Genomic DNA, 15,629 nt, shown 5'->3' on the forward strand with positions numbered 1-15,629 from the left:
TTGACAGCGGAAAGAACAACTGTCGTCTTGCTATCGGTAAGCATCTCAAGACTGGCTCGATATTCGACGTCACCGGAATTGGTTGACCGTTGTGCGACCAGCCACGTAAAGACGTTGTGGTCAATGTAGACGAGCATATCTCCCTCAAACTACGCTGCACCCAGCGTCTATCGTTCACTCCTTGTTGCGCTTTGCCACATAGTCGTGCACTTGCGCGTCAGTGCGTAGCTGTTCGATATACCAGGAAAACTCTCCGGCGTGGGGAGACGCCTCGACAAGGTCGGCCATCGCGTTGACGCCCCAAACGTAGAGGAAGAAGGTTACGGGCTGGAATCCTTTATACGGCCGTGCTTGGTCGAAGAAATGCGTAAGGCCGCCCGGAGTGTTCATGCAAAGTTCGCGGAATGCTTCAATCGCATCTGCATCCTTCGAGCCGTCCCCCAGATGTCCAAGACCGTATAGCACAACAAAGAGGTCTTGCTCTTCAATCACAGCGCCGGACGCAATTGCACCTCGGACTCGTTCGCGCCACACCCCGATTGCATGTTCGACGACGCCGGGCTCAGCGACGTACCGGGTAGCTTCCGCAATCTTGTGTTGCTCTGCGCCTCGTACTAAACCGTGGGCCATCCCGACCGTGGACAAAAAGTCGAAGCCAAAAACCAGGGGAACGCTCTCGACAAACTCGAGTACCGCGTCGCGTACCTTGTCTGCCATACGCTGCAAGCAGTTTGCCACGAGTGTGGCCACGGCCCGGCTGTAGTCGCGCGACGATGACTGCGCAAGCTTGTCGACAGCGCAGCTACGCGTAACTTCTTGTACGACCCCGTTGTTGTTGAGCGCCTTCGCCGTATCCATGTAGGCAATCATGTGATTAACCATCTCGGTGGCCCGTTGACCATCCAGGTCGCTCAACATCTCGCCAAGTCCGTCGGGCAGCCCCAAGAGCCGATGAATGTCCGCTACCTCCTGGACGCCGGTTACCGACGTGCATGCAAGGAATCGGATGAGCCGCGAGAGTTCGGATATTCGAAGGTGGCTGCGCGGAGACTCGGTGCGACCTCCCGTGACGAGAGGAAACAAGAATTTTACTGCCGTGGTAACAATAGCGCATTCAGCTTTGTTTTCCGGTAAGTGCACTTGCCATGCTTCGCGCCGCTTGTCCTGTGTGCTGCCGAAATACATTGACCAATCAGTGGAATGGAGCTCCTCCGCAAGTGACCAATAGGAGCCGGTGAACAGCTCCGGGCTCTTAACTACCGTGTCACGCATCGCCGGAAATCTGTGGAAGAGGGATTCGGCAACGATGACGTCAGCAGCGTTCACTTCGTGCGTCGTACTACCTAGGCTGAGTGTTAGGCGATTGATGAGACGGGAGACGTCCCGAGGATAGCGAAGCATGCTGCATGTCAAGGACATCGCTTTGCCCATGAGGTCGGCTTCGAAGACTTCAAGTTCCCGGCCAATGCGCGTTAGCAAAGCCTGGATTTCCTCGGAAAGGTGCTGCTGCAGTTGCCAAGGAAATGCTGGCGAAATGGGATATGCGACCTGCACGATTTTTTCGATGTATGCGTTCCCTCCCGCTGTTGGTCCGCCACCCAGGCTTTCGGCGATGACGTTGCGGTCATAGGCCAGCAGGTAGGCGACGCGAGGGAAATCCGCTACGGCTTTGATGGTCCGGAACACTGCCTTGATTTCGTCAGGCGTCAAGCGGTCAAGGTCGTCCACGACAACGACAATAGGCCGGTCGAGCTCTTGAAGTGCCGCTATGACGTCCTTTTTCCGTTGGCTTAGGCCCACTTTGACCGAGACGAGCTTCTCGGCCTCCTCGACGACCTTCTTGGCGTTGTCTACAGCATCCCCGATGTCGGCTGCAAACTCCCCCGCATGATGAAGCGCGGTTCCGACAGTTTCTGCTGCAACGCCGACCAGGCTGACCCCAGGGACGTATTTGAGGTACTTGAGGTGTCGCATCAACCCGGCGTATCCGAGAACCTTCGACGCGAGGGCGAGCGATTTTTCGGCCTGTTTCGTGCCGGCATTCATGCCGATGCCCGATGCGAGTTCGGTAAGGAGAGCTTCGACAAGGGCATCGGCACCGGCGAGCATCCATGGATTGAATTCAACGACGATTGGGCCGTCGTCGGAGACGTTCTCGAGGGACTCAATGAGGTATCGAATGACCGTCGTCTTACCTGAGCCCCAGGGGCCCTCAATTCCGACGACGATTCCTGGACTACCAGCCGGCAGTGCCAACAGACGACCGAGCTGTTCAGCAAAAGAGCGGCGACTGTACAGGTCGGAGACGGTATGCGGCTGGTCGTGCCTAAGCGCGGTGGATTCTGCCGAAGTCATTTCCCCGGTCCTCCGAAAAGGTGAGCTGTTGTGGCGACAGAGTTGCGCCTGCAAGGACTCTGGAGAACTTATCACGGAACTCTTTCGCCTTCTCGATTTGCGTGAATCTCGACCTTGGAAAATCTCGTGAATTCGACGGCGATTGCCCAGATATGTGACGTTGTCACAGCAATCAGTCTCAAGCAGCCCACACGAGGCGGACGGCTTCCGCGACGATTTCCTTGCGCCAATAGAGGGGCACTTGCCTACGTCGTCCAGGAGCAGCGGCGGGTCCACGAGGAGGCCGCCGGCTCGCCCGGCCAGTCCGGACGCCTTATATCAAAGTCGGTGATATAACTTGATAGGTCGTCCCTGAGCGTCCAGCCGCGCCTGCCCTTGAGCAGCCCGATTGCCCGTCTGAGGCGGCGCTATGTCTTTGATTTCAAAAGATTGGCCGCACAAATCTCAATTTTTGTTTTTATGCGGCCAATGGCATGCGACACCGAGGACATCCGCTCCGGCAGCGAGTCCAGAACTACGCGCGAACTCCCCGAGTTGTTGACTTACCTGGTCAGACTCGACGCGGTGTTTGTCGCCGGCGTCGCTGCTGCTTGAGCTGGCGTGCCGTTGATAGAGCCGGTACTTGCGTCACCAAGGATTCCCTGCGGCTCATCGCCGTTTACGAACGACACGGTGATGGTTTCCGGATAGGCGTAGGCCGAGCCATTTGCCTTGTCAACCCCATCCAGGACCAAGGCTCCTACGCCTAAAAGGACGACATTTCCAACTATCGTTCCCGTGCGTGTCCTCGACTTAGCGGCCGTGGTGATGTCGCGTTCGCCATCTTTCGAGCATCGGATATTCAAGTCATCCTGTGCCCGATGGACGCTGACCTTCCCGGGCGTGGTCACCGTCCAGCTACCCCTTGAGTTCGACAAGATGCAGTCCGCTCCTGCAACGTCTGCTGCGTCCTTTTGTGTTTTTACTGATACGTTTTGCGTGGTCCCGCCAGTAACCGTCGCGCAGCCGGTTGTCAGAATCGCGAGAAATATGCAAGCGGTCGTCGCTGCAATTTGCCGGTGTTTCACGTTTAGTTGTCCCAAGTATGGTCGTGAGTCTTTCCCGCCGAGCGCTAACACGCCGCTCAGCGGTTCCTTAAAAGTGGGACGTGCCCGACTGACGCGGGCTCGTACGTCATAGACAGGGCGCACGGTCATAACGGGCGATGCGTGCTCACGCCTGGCGTTGAATGCGCGCGCGCCTCAGTCAGGACGCCCTCGGAGACAATGGCGGGCACATACCGCAACGGCGCCGCTACATGGCAGCGCCAAGGACCGTTCCAGCACGTGGCTCAGGGAACCCAGTAGCCCTTCAGCGGCCGCCAGTATTGCCCGTCGTGCAGCTTCATGTACAACTGCTTGAAGCTCTCCGGAGCATCGAGGAAGTTGTGCCCGAAATCCCAATAGATATTGGTCAGCTGGCACTCGTCCGCTTTGTCTTTATGACAAAGTGCCATTGCTTTCCTCACGGCGGTGGCAGTATCCGGGTCGGCATATGCTGACCAGTATTGGTTTTGTGCCGTCACGAGGGCAATGACAGCCGGCCCGTCGAATGTGGCGACTGATTTGCAGCTACCCCGAAACCGGTCTTCGAAGCTGTTGTCCTGTACGCACTCCATATGCGCTTGACCCCATGCCTGCCCCTTACTTGGCCACACGCCGGACACATAGAATGTGTGCGAAAAACCATGCTGGCCATTCTCGATGTAGGGACCCGAGACAATGTCGGTCCATGCATACGTCGCCGGCGAGGCGATGGCTAGCAAAGCTGCGGCGAGCACTGAGGCCGCGACAATCCCCGATTTCTTCACGTTTTCCCCGTTTGTTCAATGTCGACCGACGCGGCGCCGCTCGTGGTCAAGAGCGCGGTCACGGACGCCGATGCATACGTGAAATATCACCCGTCCCCTGGCAGGAGCCGGCTTCTTATGTTTGTAGCGGTTACCGAGGTGTGCTCGCGGCGGCATGTCGCGGAGCGCCGTCCATGGAGGGCGACAGTCTGCGATTTGTGTGCAAATCGGACTAATCTGTTGCCACACAACAGATTGGAACCTTACCAAATCGCTCGATGCAACTCAACATTTTTGTGTGTCTCTCCACAGGTTGAGTTGAGTAATGGCTACAAGCCTCGCGTCGGTCATTGGCCGGAACATCGCATCGGTTCGGAAGCAGCGCGGGCTGACACAGGGTGCCGTCGCAGAGCGAATCGACGTCGACGCCGAGACAATTTCGCGATTCGAGCGAGGGGCTGTGATGCCGAGCATTGCAACACTAGAGCGGCTCTGCGCTGCTCTCGAGTGCTCGTGGATGGAACTGTTGGAAGGGAGTTCGGGCGACGCGCCGCAAATCGCGCCGGACATCGTTCGCCTTCTTGCACCGCTGACGCGAGAAGACCGACTCTTTCTCTTGGAACAACTCAAGGTCTGGGCGGCAAAACTGCGGGCTCGATAAGCCTTTTTTCTTGGTCGGTGTCACTATCGACGTTCCAACGGCTTCAAGTTTGCTGTTTCGTGGCCGTTAACGGATTTAGATATCTGGAAGCTCCAGATTTTTGGATTTGAAATTCGCGCGTAAGGATAAAGCTCGCGCACGCAATCTGGTCAAGTTCTTCAGATTGTCGTAGAAAAGTCAGCCCGCTCCCATTGATTTAAATGGCGAATTGATAACTATGCCCCCCAGCCTAAATTCTGTTTTTAGATTCGGAAAAATGTCAAACTATTATTCCGAAATCGGATTGGTTGTCATCTTTCATCTATTGGTCGAGCGAGCAGTCGATAAATTTTTGTTGGATGGAGGAGAGACTCGCGACCTAAATAAGTTTGCCGTGAAAATCGCCGAAGCAAAGAAAATACATTCTGGTGGCGAGGATTGGATTTGGGCGGCCGCTGAGTTGCTGAACAAAGGACGGAATCGAGCTGTTCACGTTTTGATTGATACAGATGTCGAATGTCCCACCGAGGCGGCAGGCTATTTGCAGAATTTTGTCGACCTAGTGAGAAATCATCTTGACGTGGAGGCATGGGTTGGTCCAGCGCTTAAGCTCAATGGCTGTTTTCCTAGGGCAGCATTTGCATACTTCGCCTTTTTGGCTGATAGGGTGAAACTGCATGAAGATGCCGGACCCTCTCTGCTTCGTGGTTTTACGGGGGCGGGTGAGACTCCAGCGCTTGATTCTTGGCAATTGCTTTTTCAAGAGTAGGAACTAAATCTTTCGGCTATCGGTAAGCGCCTCGCCTTCAGTATGCTGTCGATGGCTTGGCTATACATTATGCGGCGCGATGAAAAAAAGAGACCAGTGGCGGTGACCACTGGCCTCAAGGTTACTACGCCGTCAATCCCGTATCGGTTTCGAGAGCGATGTCTCACAGCCGCATGCTAGCGAAACCTGTCGCGAACACACCTCCGGGCTCATGTGCCGAGGAAGGCTTTGACGGCAAGGCGCTTTTCACCGGATGGGGGGAGATGCAGGCAAGACGCTAAAGAATTCGGATTGTTGACCGTATACCGATATACCCCCCTAACAAGGCAGCGAACCGGTTGACGACCATCTGATGAACGCCGCAATTCTCAAAATCGAAGATTTAACAAAGGAAGAAAGGGCCGCTATTGCAAAGGCGTCAATCCTACAACCATCGGTCCCGGATGGACACCTGTACGTGTACGCCGCTGATGTGCGGCGGTTATCAGAATGGTATGCGTCCAGATGCGTCTCACTGCCATGTCGCCTATTGAGAAACATATTGCAGTTTCCCGATGAACTTTGCTCGGGAGACTTCCTTCGAAGCCTCGCGCGAGAACATAAGGCGACGACGATTTTCTATCTGTGCGTCGCAGCGGTTGGGCTATTCGTCGCAGTTTGCCTCTTTGTAAAGAAAGATGCGAACCCCGCCAACTTCTTTGAGGCCTTCGGAACACTCGCACTATTTTTCGGGGCATTTTGGACTGCAACGGGAGTTACCCTTTCTGCACGCGAGTCGCAAAAGCTCGTGTCATCTGATGACCAGACGCTGGACCACGGCGAGGCATTAAAGATTCTTGCAAGCGCTGCACGTGCCGCCTCCGGTCGGGCCTGGAATGGTGTGTTCCTCCTTGGGCTTGGTACATTCCTTATACTTGTCAAAATTCTAATTGCACATGATGGGTAAGTGTCATTTTAAAAATTCATACCACATTATGAAAATAAAGGAAACTGCCAATAGGTAGAGCGGAGCGTTGCTGAATTCTTTGTTCCACCGCCTCGTAAATTCGACTTCTTTGAAATCCTCTTCCGTCCAGTTGCGTGTTAGCCATGTACGCCTCCTTGCCGGAGAGGAAGTTGGGCACCGTTCTTTATCGGTTTCTTGATTGTCGGCCATGGTGAACTCCTCGTCGAATTGGTATGAATGGGGCGCCCCAGATTCTGCTGGGCATCCGTTTCGCCGAGCGCCTCTGGTTACCGAATGCGATGTATAGCGGAGGAATTTTATCCGCCTCGATGGATGCGCTTTTGGCGCAGTTGTTGGCTCGACTCGGCGCGTAGCCGAGCGCGGTTTTTTTTTCGGCGAGGGAAATCGTGAGCAGGCGAACAGGTCATGTTTTTTCATTGATTGTCATCGTGCTTTTCGTGTGCTCGCTCGGGGACTACATTGCGTACAGTTGGGGCACGCAGCTTGGACCACCCAGACGGCAAGCATGCGGTCCGACACCGACACCAGGGACAGCGGCTCACGCATACTTCAGGGTTAGCGGCGGGAGATACGGTGTGTTTAACGCAGACGCGAATATCATCATCCCTGAGAACATTTGGCCGAAGACGAGAATCTCCTCCACTTCCGCTTGGCTCGACCTGATGTATGCCTCCAAGGGAGGCTCCACATTGCCTGGATTCCCCATCCCGATACAAAACATCCGTAAGGTGAGCATTCCCGGTCAACCTGACTACTACCAACTGGACATTGAATCTAGGCCGATTGGAGGTGGACCGGGACTACGTGATTTTCCTCTAGACCACTATGACGTTGGTTTGGCGTCGCCGGCGCTCACTGTAGAGGGCATGGATGGCAAGGTATACCGCATCCCTTTAGGTTTCGACGTTCAATTTGAGGGCGACACCGGATGGGATGCGCGGTTGGAGTTCGGAATGCCACATGTGCCAATGTTTGTCGGCGTTCCACGTGTCGACGACCAACGCCCACGCAGCGGTCGAGAGGCATGCGGATTAGTCATTTCTCGCAGCTATTGGCAGATAGGTCTCGCGGCCTCGCTCATCCTTCTTCTATCCAGTCCTGTCTTCTATGTTTGGCGACGGCCCGGCGAGACGTCGGGACTCGAGCTGATTGCTGCCATGACTGGCTTGGGCGCGATACGATGCTATCTCTTGGGCTCTCCATCCTCTATCGGAGACCTCTTGCCGTTTGATTTTTATTTTGCGCTCATCGTCGGTGCCGTCGCACTCATTCCACTCTTGCGCTCTGACAGAGGTAAGGGGGCGTGAGGGCTTTTTGTTGTGGCGTGATACTCGCGACAAAGGTAAAGACGCTGCACGCTGAGAGATGACGCGCAGCATTGGCATTGCTAGTCACGAATGCACTCGACGGGGGAAGAGACCACGTATGTTTCAAGAAGGCTTTTACGAGAGCGGCTGCGCACTGACGCCCGAACACGCGCGGCAATTGGTCTTGCTGCGAAACGCCTATGACTATCCTCGTGCATATATGCGAAAAACGAGGACCCCGACGCGCTACCCTCTGGCGCCGGGACTTTGGGCTGAGCCGGTTTATCCGTCGGCGGGTGAGGTCACAGACCGCGTTCTCGACCGATATCATTCCATGCTCCTAAACTCGAAGGACCCCGTAAACAACCTGCTGGGAACCACGTCGGTCATTTTTTGGGGCTTCTTCACCATGGGTGGCCGAGCGCCTCTACGCGCAGAGAATCACCTCACGGGCTTTAAATCGAAGCCAGCGACGACCTCTCAAGCCGCCGGGCTGGCACTTGCGGCGGTCCGTGCAGAGCCGGACTCGGGAAAGGCTCTTGGCCATCTCGCGCCGCTTGCGGTACTAGGGCAGATGCCCTTTGCCAGCAAGGTGGTCGCGCATAGTCGTCCATGGCTTGCAGGTGTGATGGACAACCAGCTACACGATGGTCTTCGCTCTGCCCCGTGGGCGAGGGCAACACCGTTCATCGGCATCATTGGGCCGGTCGACGTTGTTCGCTATCAAGTTCGGTACGAGCAGTGGTGCAAATTTCTGGTTGCGTTGGCGGACCAACTCAACGCGGGCGTCGCGGGCTGCCGTCCGTGGGGATGGACCGAGAACGGTCGGTGTCATCGCTGGCGAGCAATCGATATCGAGCGTGCGCTCTTTCAATATTACAGATGGAAAAAGAGCAGCCCGGCAAGCTTGGCAAAATTGCTTGGGCGAACGCCAGAGCCGCTGCCGCCGGTCGAGGTATGAAAGTCCACCTTCCTTGGCGGAATCCGAGGGCGTTTTGGCGTTAGTGAATCAATGAACCGGAAAGGCATGCACTACAACAACCCGTGCGTCACTCACGTTGCTGTCGAACCGCTTTCGCGCTTGGCTCCGTGGTGCCAAAAACTCGTACAGAGGAAGTACGCGATAGACGCATGGCGCTCCGGACTCGGGCGGCCGACCGAAATTGACGAGTTCGCAAAATCCTTCCCGGACCAATGGGTGCGCAGTTGGCAAACGGTGGACCCGTGGAGCTTCGTCCGTGTCGTCCTCCCCTTCTTCGACGTTGCTGAACGCGAGAACAAGGGTGGAGGCAAAGAGAATGGGCTTCTATGGTTGGAACCGTCCGTCGTCGTCGGAGATAGCGGCGGATGGCGGGTTACCGACCTTGATGAGCGCGAACGTGTCAAAGCGTTGGAGTGCTGCGAACGACAAGTCGCTCTCTATCTCGAGACCGGGGAATGGTCATCCCACGTAGGAGGAACTCGAGGTTGGGACTCGCATCCACAAAGCATGCATATCGCACCGCTCGGGCTATATCTAGCGCACGAAGGGAAGAATCGGGTTGCGCTGTATCAGCAGTTTGAGTTGCCTATGCCGACTGCGGTTTGGGCAAACCAATACATTGAGCGAGACAGACTTACTCTTATCCGAACCGACAATGGCTGGGCGGTGCAGCTTGACCGACACGAGACCCGCACAATTCGCTATTGTGCGGACATCATTGTTCCCATGTTGACCGAGTATGGAGTTGAAACGATAGAAGCTCGGCCACGGCAATCAACCGCTGTCGGCTTCTGGCGCCGAATACTGGCGGGCTTCACGGAGCAGTAGCCTGATTGCGCACGGCGACTCGTTACATCATCAGTGACTGCATGATTGAGCGGTCAAGGTGTGGGGCTTGAAATGTCGTTATCCCAGGAATTCTCGTCCTCGTCGCTTGTAGCAAGGAGGCGTGTGACGGTCGGCGTCAGTTGCGACCAGAGGATGCGATAGAGCTCATAAACGGCATTATTCTCGATAGTCTTATCGAAATACGCAGTAAACTCGACAAACTGGGTCAGGTCAGCGCACGGCCAAACGAAATTGTCCAATTCGTCATCTTCCCCAGCAGACGTGACGACGACTTTTATCGGGTGGCTCGCCGTGCCTCCCTTATGTACGGTCGAAAGCGCGTTAAGATAGGCTGCCATCTCATGAAGACGTAGACCGAGTTCTCGGCGATTCCACAGCAGGTCGGACGCGGCAATTGGCTCTGCTGCGGCGGCACCATGCGCGACAGCATCGTAGTAAGTCCGGGTCGTCAGGATGACCCGATGTACCGGAAGAAATCCAGAGGGACCCGAGTTGCTGGCAGAGTCCACGAGTGGGTACAGGAAGTGATGACCGCGCCTCGACAGTTCGAGAAGCAAACGGTCCTCTTCGTTCTCGGGGTCGACTGACGTTAGGCAGGCATATACGAATTTTTTCTTTTCTGACTGCAGCGCCGCTTCCGACGCCTTCAGCTCTAGCAGAAAGAACCTTTTTTCTACGGACGTCAGAACGTCGCCACTCGCGCTCTCGGCATTGCCATCTAGCTTGGCAAGCAGCGCTGGGGGTGCAGGCAAATCGTCCACTTTCGCTCGAATTGCGACTTTGTCCGCATCTGTCATCGCCTTTCCGTAGCGCCGCATCTCATCAAGTACCGCCTTGTTCTTTCTTATCCACTGTAGGTCGCGCAGCGCCACGATTAGTGAGTCTTCCCATGGATGGGAAACAGGCGCAGATTTTGTCTTCGATTCGGATGCCATGCTTGGTCGTGAGATATGTGGCGGCATCGCCTCACGATGCCTCTGAGTGGCCTGCGTTCGCCGCAGGCGGTCGGGACTTAGCGGAACTATAAAAACAGCGAGGATGCGATATTCCCTGCAAGCGCTCCTTGCATTGACTCGAGCGGCTGAGCTTGTTGCCGCCACTCCTCAAAAAGTAAATTTGCGTCCGGCGCGGACTTTGTCCGCCCCATTAACGACGTGAGTACGCAGCGCCGCAGCTTGACTAGGTTTTATCAATGTTTTTCCCATAAATGTTTGCATCTAGTAGTGCCGACACACATCCCCGTTCTGCTCAAAACCTGCGTCGCAAAACCATCCGTGACCGGGGGCATCGAGATGGGCATGAGGGAGCACGATAAGATTGCTACATGCACCACCTCGTTCGGCGTATCCGGGGTTGCACTGCCAGTCATATCCATTCGGCTCGTAGTGCGCGTTGACTGGTATCTTCGCCTTCGGCGGAAATGTGCCGTCAGTAGCCGACGCTGTGCAGCCGATACGGCCGACGCCAGGTGGACAATCGCCACGTCGGGTGGACGCCTGTCGTATCGCCTGAAACGTCGCAACAGGTTCGGGGGAGGAGCCGCGAGCCATCGGCGACGACTCAGTATGTGAAATGCTCTCATGCCATGGCATAACGGTCACGATGAGCACCGGCCAATCTTGAGTTCCTCTCAGCGCGGGCTGATGCGCTGCGTTCGCGCGATGTTAGACTACCAGCGATACCGCTCGTAAGAAAGACAGAAGGTATGACAAACATGGACATGGCCTCGCCAGTTAGCGGACGGTACTGGGCACCGCGTGGGCAATCTATCCAAATCGACGAGCATGGATACACGGTGTTCGCCGGCGGGAAATGGCGTGAATACTACAACGCTCATATAAAGCAGACGCCCGAGCTCCATGAGACGTCGGACGTTATCATCCTCCTCGGCGAACCTGGCTCCGGCAAGTCTTTTGAACTCAATCTTCTTCGGAATATTGCGCAAGCCAAGGCGAGTCGGCAGGTGCTAAGTCTGGACCTGGGAAAGTACCCCGACGCGGTGCTTCTAGACACAGCGCTACGCCGCCTGTTGCAAGGCTGCATGAGCACGGGGATTCCTTCGGTTCTCTTTCTCGATGCACTGGATGAATCTCGAGTCAACATAAAGTGCGCAGAAACAATACTGGAAGATGTGTTTCGTGACGTCTCTCCTGGCGCGCTTCAGCTAGTTATCACCTGCCGTACGCCAGCGTGGCCGAGTTCGTTCGAAGAGTTCCTACAAGCGCATTGGGACGGTTCGAGAGCATCTCCACTTTCCGTCTTTGAAATCGCCCCGCACTCTCGACAGCAGGTTTCTAGACGTTTGAAAGAAGAAGGAATCGACGAGGACAGATTCTTCGCAGCCCTTGACAGTTCTGGCGCGCACGGCCTCGCTCTGCAGCCGTTGGGACTCAAACTCTTGATGTCTCAGTTCGAAGAAGGCTCCAGATTCGCCTCTAGCAGGTGGGAGCTATATGAGCGTGGGTGCGCAGCCCTTCTGAAGGAAAGTAGCAAGCGCCGCGTGGAGGGGCGGAGTCTCTCACTTTCAAATGTGCAGTCTCGAATGCAACTCGCCGGGCTGCTAGCGACACATGCTTTGCTAACAAATCACGCGGACATGGTGCTGGACAGCACAGGCGACTTTACGCCGGAAGGCGCGTTGTATTTGGACGTCGCTCGCTTACTGAACCTTCCGCTTGCCTCCGCCGGAGGCGACTGGTATGCGTCAGCTGAGCAGTATGCGGAAACGCTACAGTCTGGGGTGTTTGCAGTAAAGGAGGACGGCGTGTTCGTTTTTTCACACAGAACATACGCCGAGTTTCTCGCCGCACATTTCATCTCGTCGCTCGGCGCGCCAGCCAAACAAATAACGACTCTTCTCAGTTTGGCAGATGGCTCGGGACGGCTAGTACCGCAGCTCATGGAGCTTTCTGCTTGGCTGGGTCATGCCAATCCACAAGTGCTCGCGTTAGTGCTGCGTGCCGAACCTTCGATGGTGTTTGACAGCAGCGTGTCACTCGTAGACGAAGAGGACATTGCTGCTGTCTTCGACGAACTGACAACCCTTGTCGAGCAGCACAAGTTCCCCATATACGACCGCCGACTAATCCGCGCATACAACAAGCTACGTCATCCAACTTTGCGCGACAAGCTGCACAGCATACTTGCTGACCGTTCACGCGTCGGTGCGCTGCGCCAGTTTGCAGCAGATATAGCCCACGTGTGCGAACTGGTTGACGACATTCCGGAACTGCTCAGCATAGCGCTGGACCCAAGCGAGAACTATGAAGTGCGTCAAAGCGCAGCTAGTGCCGTGCATGATGGCGGGGCCGAGACGTCGAAACTGGCCTTGCTACCTCTTATGGTGGGCGACCACCCGGAAGACCCTGACGACGAATTGAGAGGTATCGCATTACTTTGCGCGCTGGAAGCTGGTGTGCCCGTGTGCGACATCATTGGTCATCTCACCAAGGAGCGACGCTTGAACTTCACGGGGATGTACGCATTGGCTCTGCGTCGCCTCGAGAACGCGGACCTTCAGCCTCCTGACGTAGCACCGCTCCTATCTTGGTTGGAGACACAGCTCTGCAAGGAGTGTTTGGACGCTGCATGGGAAGACTTTGTAGTCCACATGTTCAGCAAGGCAGCGTTCGCTGTTATGTCGTTTGACGAGGGATGGGATACCTTCGGAAAAGTTGCCTGGTTGGCAATGTCGAACAACCATAGACTTTCAACATCACGGGAAACGCGGGGCTTCGACAACGGCCTCGAGCTCCAGACGCATCCTGAAAGACGCTTAAGACTGCTCGATTCTATCCTAGATGCCGCAGAAGGGGACCCGCGCATCGCCGCTGGCCAATTGCTCTACGGGACCGGCTTGCTCACGGATGCGGATGCGCAGTCCGTTACGGATGCCTACCAGCGAGAGGCGGGCAACGCCGTAAAAAAGCAAATACTAGCAAACCTAACTCTCTGGTACGTTTTCGACAACGATGTTGTCCGCGAGTGGTTGCTTAACTTGGCGGGACCGAACGCCGAAAATCGGGACTCCCTATTGGCCGAAGTCGCCGCCGAGCACATCGACTCGGTGCCTCTGGATTCTCCGAGAGCCGACAGCCTGAAAAAATCGCTAGCTTTACGGCTCCAACACAGTATGCCTCCTGTGCCAGACGTGGGCAAAAGTCGGTCAGTAGACCTCCTGTTAGCCGCCATGACAGGAGCTGAGAACGGGGACACGTGGCAGTGGGTCAATATCCTCTCATACCTCCGTTATGACGGTGATTTCGAGTACTACCTCTTTCCCTTCCTAGAAGTAACGAAATCGCCGCTGTGGCCAACACTTGACGCTGGTGTTCAGTCACGGCTAGCTCGCATTGCATTCTCATACCTACGCGACATGGGACCCGCAGCTACCCTCGCGTCAAACGAAACAAACAACTTTGAAGACGCTGGCATCGCAGCGCTGGTCTTCCTGCACTCGACCGGACATGGCAACTCTGATGCATTCGATGAACTGGTCGTAAAGTGGGTTCGAGGTCTCGCGCGATACTTGCCGGAAGAGCAGCCTCGCTCGATTATCAATGAGCTACTCCGGCGAGCGTTCGCCATAGCGGAAGCCGCTGTGCTAGAGATGCTATCGGAAACTTGTGAGCGGTATTTGTTAGGCGGTGGCCTTCCCCGCTTGCCGGATTTCGCTACCGGCTTCATGCCCGAGCCACTTCTTCGCGTACTTGAAGCGATGCTACCTGGCATGCAAAGTGAGCAAGCCTTCCTAGTACTCGTCTCGTTCCTCATTGAACAAAATAGCCGACGTGCAATCGAGAGTCTGCTTCAGCGCGTCCAATCGTCGACAGACCTGGCGGCCGCGCCTGCTGTCAAGTTAATGGCACTGCTTGCTAAGCACGCCCCCGACCAACTGATTGAACATGTCTGGGATAGACTACGAGCACTTCCGGATGCGATGACGCAGTTGGCGGCTGAAATGCAAATCATTGTGGCCGGACAGGATGTACCTCTGCTACGTGTTAACGCAGCTGTCACTGAGCAGTTCTTTGAAATTCTCGAGGAGCGGTATCCAACGTCGACTGATGTGAAGACTAACGGCATCGTTACGGCCCGGCACCATATCCAGGATTTCAGAACTTGTTGCATTATCAACTTGCGCGACCGAGCGGACGCAGCGAGTATTTCAGCGCTCGAGAGAATCTCTGCGCGGCATCCGCAGCTACCCTGGATTGCACGAATGGTATATGAGGCGGAACAGAAGGCTGCCCGTGACTCCTGGCTCCCCTATGAAGTGTCCGAGGTCGCTGCCGCTTTGGGCATCTCGGCCGGTCACGTTATTAGAACCGAAACTGAGTTGCACGATGCCGTCCTCGGTGAACTTCATCTGATTGCTGCTAAGGTCTCGGCAATCTCGGCGTTGCCGGCCGTCTACCACTTGTGGGACGAAACGTCTCAGCGCCCAAAGCACGAGCCACGATTGTGCGATTGGATTGCGAGCGAGCTAAAGGACCGCCTATCGAACAAAGGTGCCATCGTAAATCGTGAAGTCCAAGTGAGGTCGCATAATCCGAAGGGCATGGGCGAGCGAACCGATATTCTCATTGAACTATCCACACCTGTGAAGGCCGGCAAGCGCCAAAGCATTCTTCGGCTTGTAATTGAGGTCAAAGGTTGCTGGAATGCGGAGTTGCTAACTGCTCCGGCCACACAATTGCGCGATAACTACATGAAAGCATACGACGCTACCTTCGGCATCTACCTCGTCATGTGGTTCATGTGTAATAGATGGACTAAGGACGACCATAGAAAATCGGACACGCGACGACTCGTTCCCGGCGAGACGTTCGAAGCATGCGTCAATGCCGTCGCTGATGCCTGCAGTACTGCTTCGGTTGACGCAGCGTCAATAACTCCGTTTGTCATTGACTGCGCGTACTAGACCGCGACG

General features: G+C 55.6%; 12 protein-coding genes. 8 read left to right on the top strand and 4 right to left on the bottom strand.

Translation table 11 applies throughout. The features are described from left to right. Window positions 1–174: 174 nt before the first annotated feature. The gene (locus tag U5771_RS13050) at window positions 175–2,355 is read right to left on the bottom strand and encodes a P-loop NTPase fold protein (RefSeq protein WP_322024360.1); all 2,181 of its coding nucleotides are present in this window, start codon (window positions 2,353–2,355) and stop codon (window positions 175–177) included. Between the two features lie 375 nt (window positions 2,356–2,730). Between U5771_RS13050 and U5771_RS13055 the strand changes: the two genes are divergently transcribed. Next, complete coding sequence (locus U5771_RS13055; RefSeq protein WP_322024361.1) at window positions 2,731–2,949, top strand: hypothetical protein; 219 nt, start codon at window positions 2,731–2,733, stop codon at window positions 2,947–2,949. A 736-nt stretch (window positions 2,950–3,685) separates the two neighbouring features. Here U5771_RS13055 and U5771_RS13060 read toward each other — a convergent pair. Beyond that, complete coding sequence (locus tag U5771_RS13060) at window positions 3,686–4,204, bottom strand: DUF4189 domain-containing protein (RefSeq protein WP_322024362.1); 519 nt, start codon at window positions 4,202–4,204, stop codon at window positions 3,686–3,688. A 304-nt stretch (window positions 4,205–4,508) separates the two neighbouring features. On the opposite strand from U5771_RS13060, the gene U5771_RS13065 reads away from it, so the two are divergent. The 3 genes from U5771_RS13065 (at window position 4,509) to U5771_RS13075 (ending at window position 6,538) form a co-directional block, all read left to right on the top strand. Further along, window positions 4,509–4,844 (top strand): helix-turn-helix transcriptional regulator, encoded by a 336-nt coding sequence (locus tag U5771_RS13065; RefSeq protein WP_322024363.1) that lies wholly within the window; start codon window positions 4,509–4,511, stop codon window positions 4,842–4,844. A 256-nt stretch (window positions 4,845–5,100) separates the two neighbouring features. Further along, window positions 5,101–5,592: a hypothetical protein gene (locus U5771_RS13070; protein WP_322024364.1), complete on the top strand. Its 492-nt coding sequence runs from the start codon at window positions 5,101–5,103 to the stop codon at window positions 5,590–5,592. Between the two features lie 352 nt (window positions 5,593–5,944). Further along, complete coding sequence (locus U5771_RS13075) at window positions 5,945–6,538, top strand: hypothetical protein (protein ID WP_322024365.1); 594 nt, start codon at window positions 5,945–5,947, stop codon at window positions 6,536–6,538. Window positions 6,539–6,541: 3 nt separating this feature from the next. On the opposite strand, the gene U5771_RS13080 is transcribed toward U5771_RS13075, so the two are convergent. Next, on the bottom strand, window positions 6,542–6,748 hold the full coding sequence (locus tag U5771_RS13080; protein ID WP_322024366.1) for a hypothetical protein: 207 nt from the start codon (window positions 6,746–6,748) through the stop codon (window positions 6,542–6,544). Between the two features lie 386 nt (window positions 6,749–7,134). On the opposite strand from U5771_RS13080, the gene U5771_RS13085 reads away from it, so the two are divergent. The 3 genes from U5771_RS13085 to U5771_RS13095 all read left to right on the top strand — a co-directional run bounded on the left by U5771_RS13085 (window position 7,135) and on the right by U5771_RS13095 (window position 9,676). Then, the gene (locus U5771_RS13085) at window positions 7,135–7,866 is read left to right on the top strand and encodes a hypothetical protein (protein WP_322024367.1); all 732 of its coding nucleotides are present in this window, start codon (window positions 7,135–7,137) and stop codon (window positions 7,864–7,866) included. 118 nt (window positions 7,867–7,984) lie between these two features. Continuing rightward, window positions 7,985–8,827, top strand: a complete 843-nt coding sequence (locus U5771_RS13090; protein ID WP_322024368.1) for a hypothetical protein — start codon at window positions 7,985–7,987, stop codon at window positions 8,825–8,827. A gap of 66 nt (window positions 8,828–8,893) precedes the next feature. Continuing rightward, window positions 8,894–9,676 carry a hypothetical protein gene (locus U5771_RS13095; RefSeq protein ID WP_322024369.1) on the top strand — a complete coding sequence of 261 codons (783 nt, stop codon included), beginning with the start codon at window positions 8,894–8,896 and terminating at the stop codon, window positions 9,674–9,676. Between the two features lie 53 nt (window positions 9,677–9,729). On the opposite strand, the gene U5771_RS13100 is transcribed toward U5771_RS13095, so the two are convergent. Beyond that, window positions 9,730–10,632, bottom strand: coding sequence for a hypothetical protein (locus U5771_RS13100; RefSeq protein ID WP_322024370.1), 903 nt, complete (start codon window positions 10,630–10,632; stop codon window positions 9,730–9,732). A gap of 770 nt (window positions 10,633–11,402) precedes the next feature. On the opposite strand from U5771_RS13100, the gene U5771_RS13105 reads away from it, so the two are divergent. Then, complete coding sequence (locus U5771_RS13105) at window positions 11,403–15,620, top strand: hypothetical protein (RefSeq protein WP_322024371.1); 4,218 nt, start codon at window positions 11,403–11,405, stop codon at window positions 15,618–15,620. The last annotated feature ends 9 nt before the right edge of the window (window positions 15,621–15,629 follow it).

It is taken from the genome of Burkholderia sp. BCC1977, from assembly GCF_905339595.1.
Classification (GTDB): Bacteria; Pseudomonadota; Gammaproteobacteria; order Burkholderiales; family Burkholderiaceae; genus Burkholderia.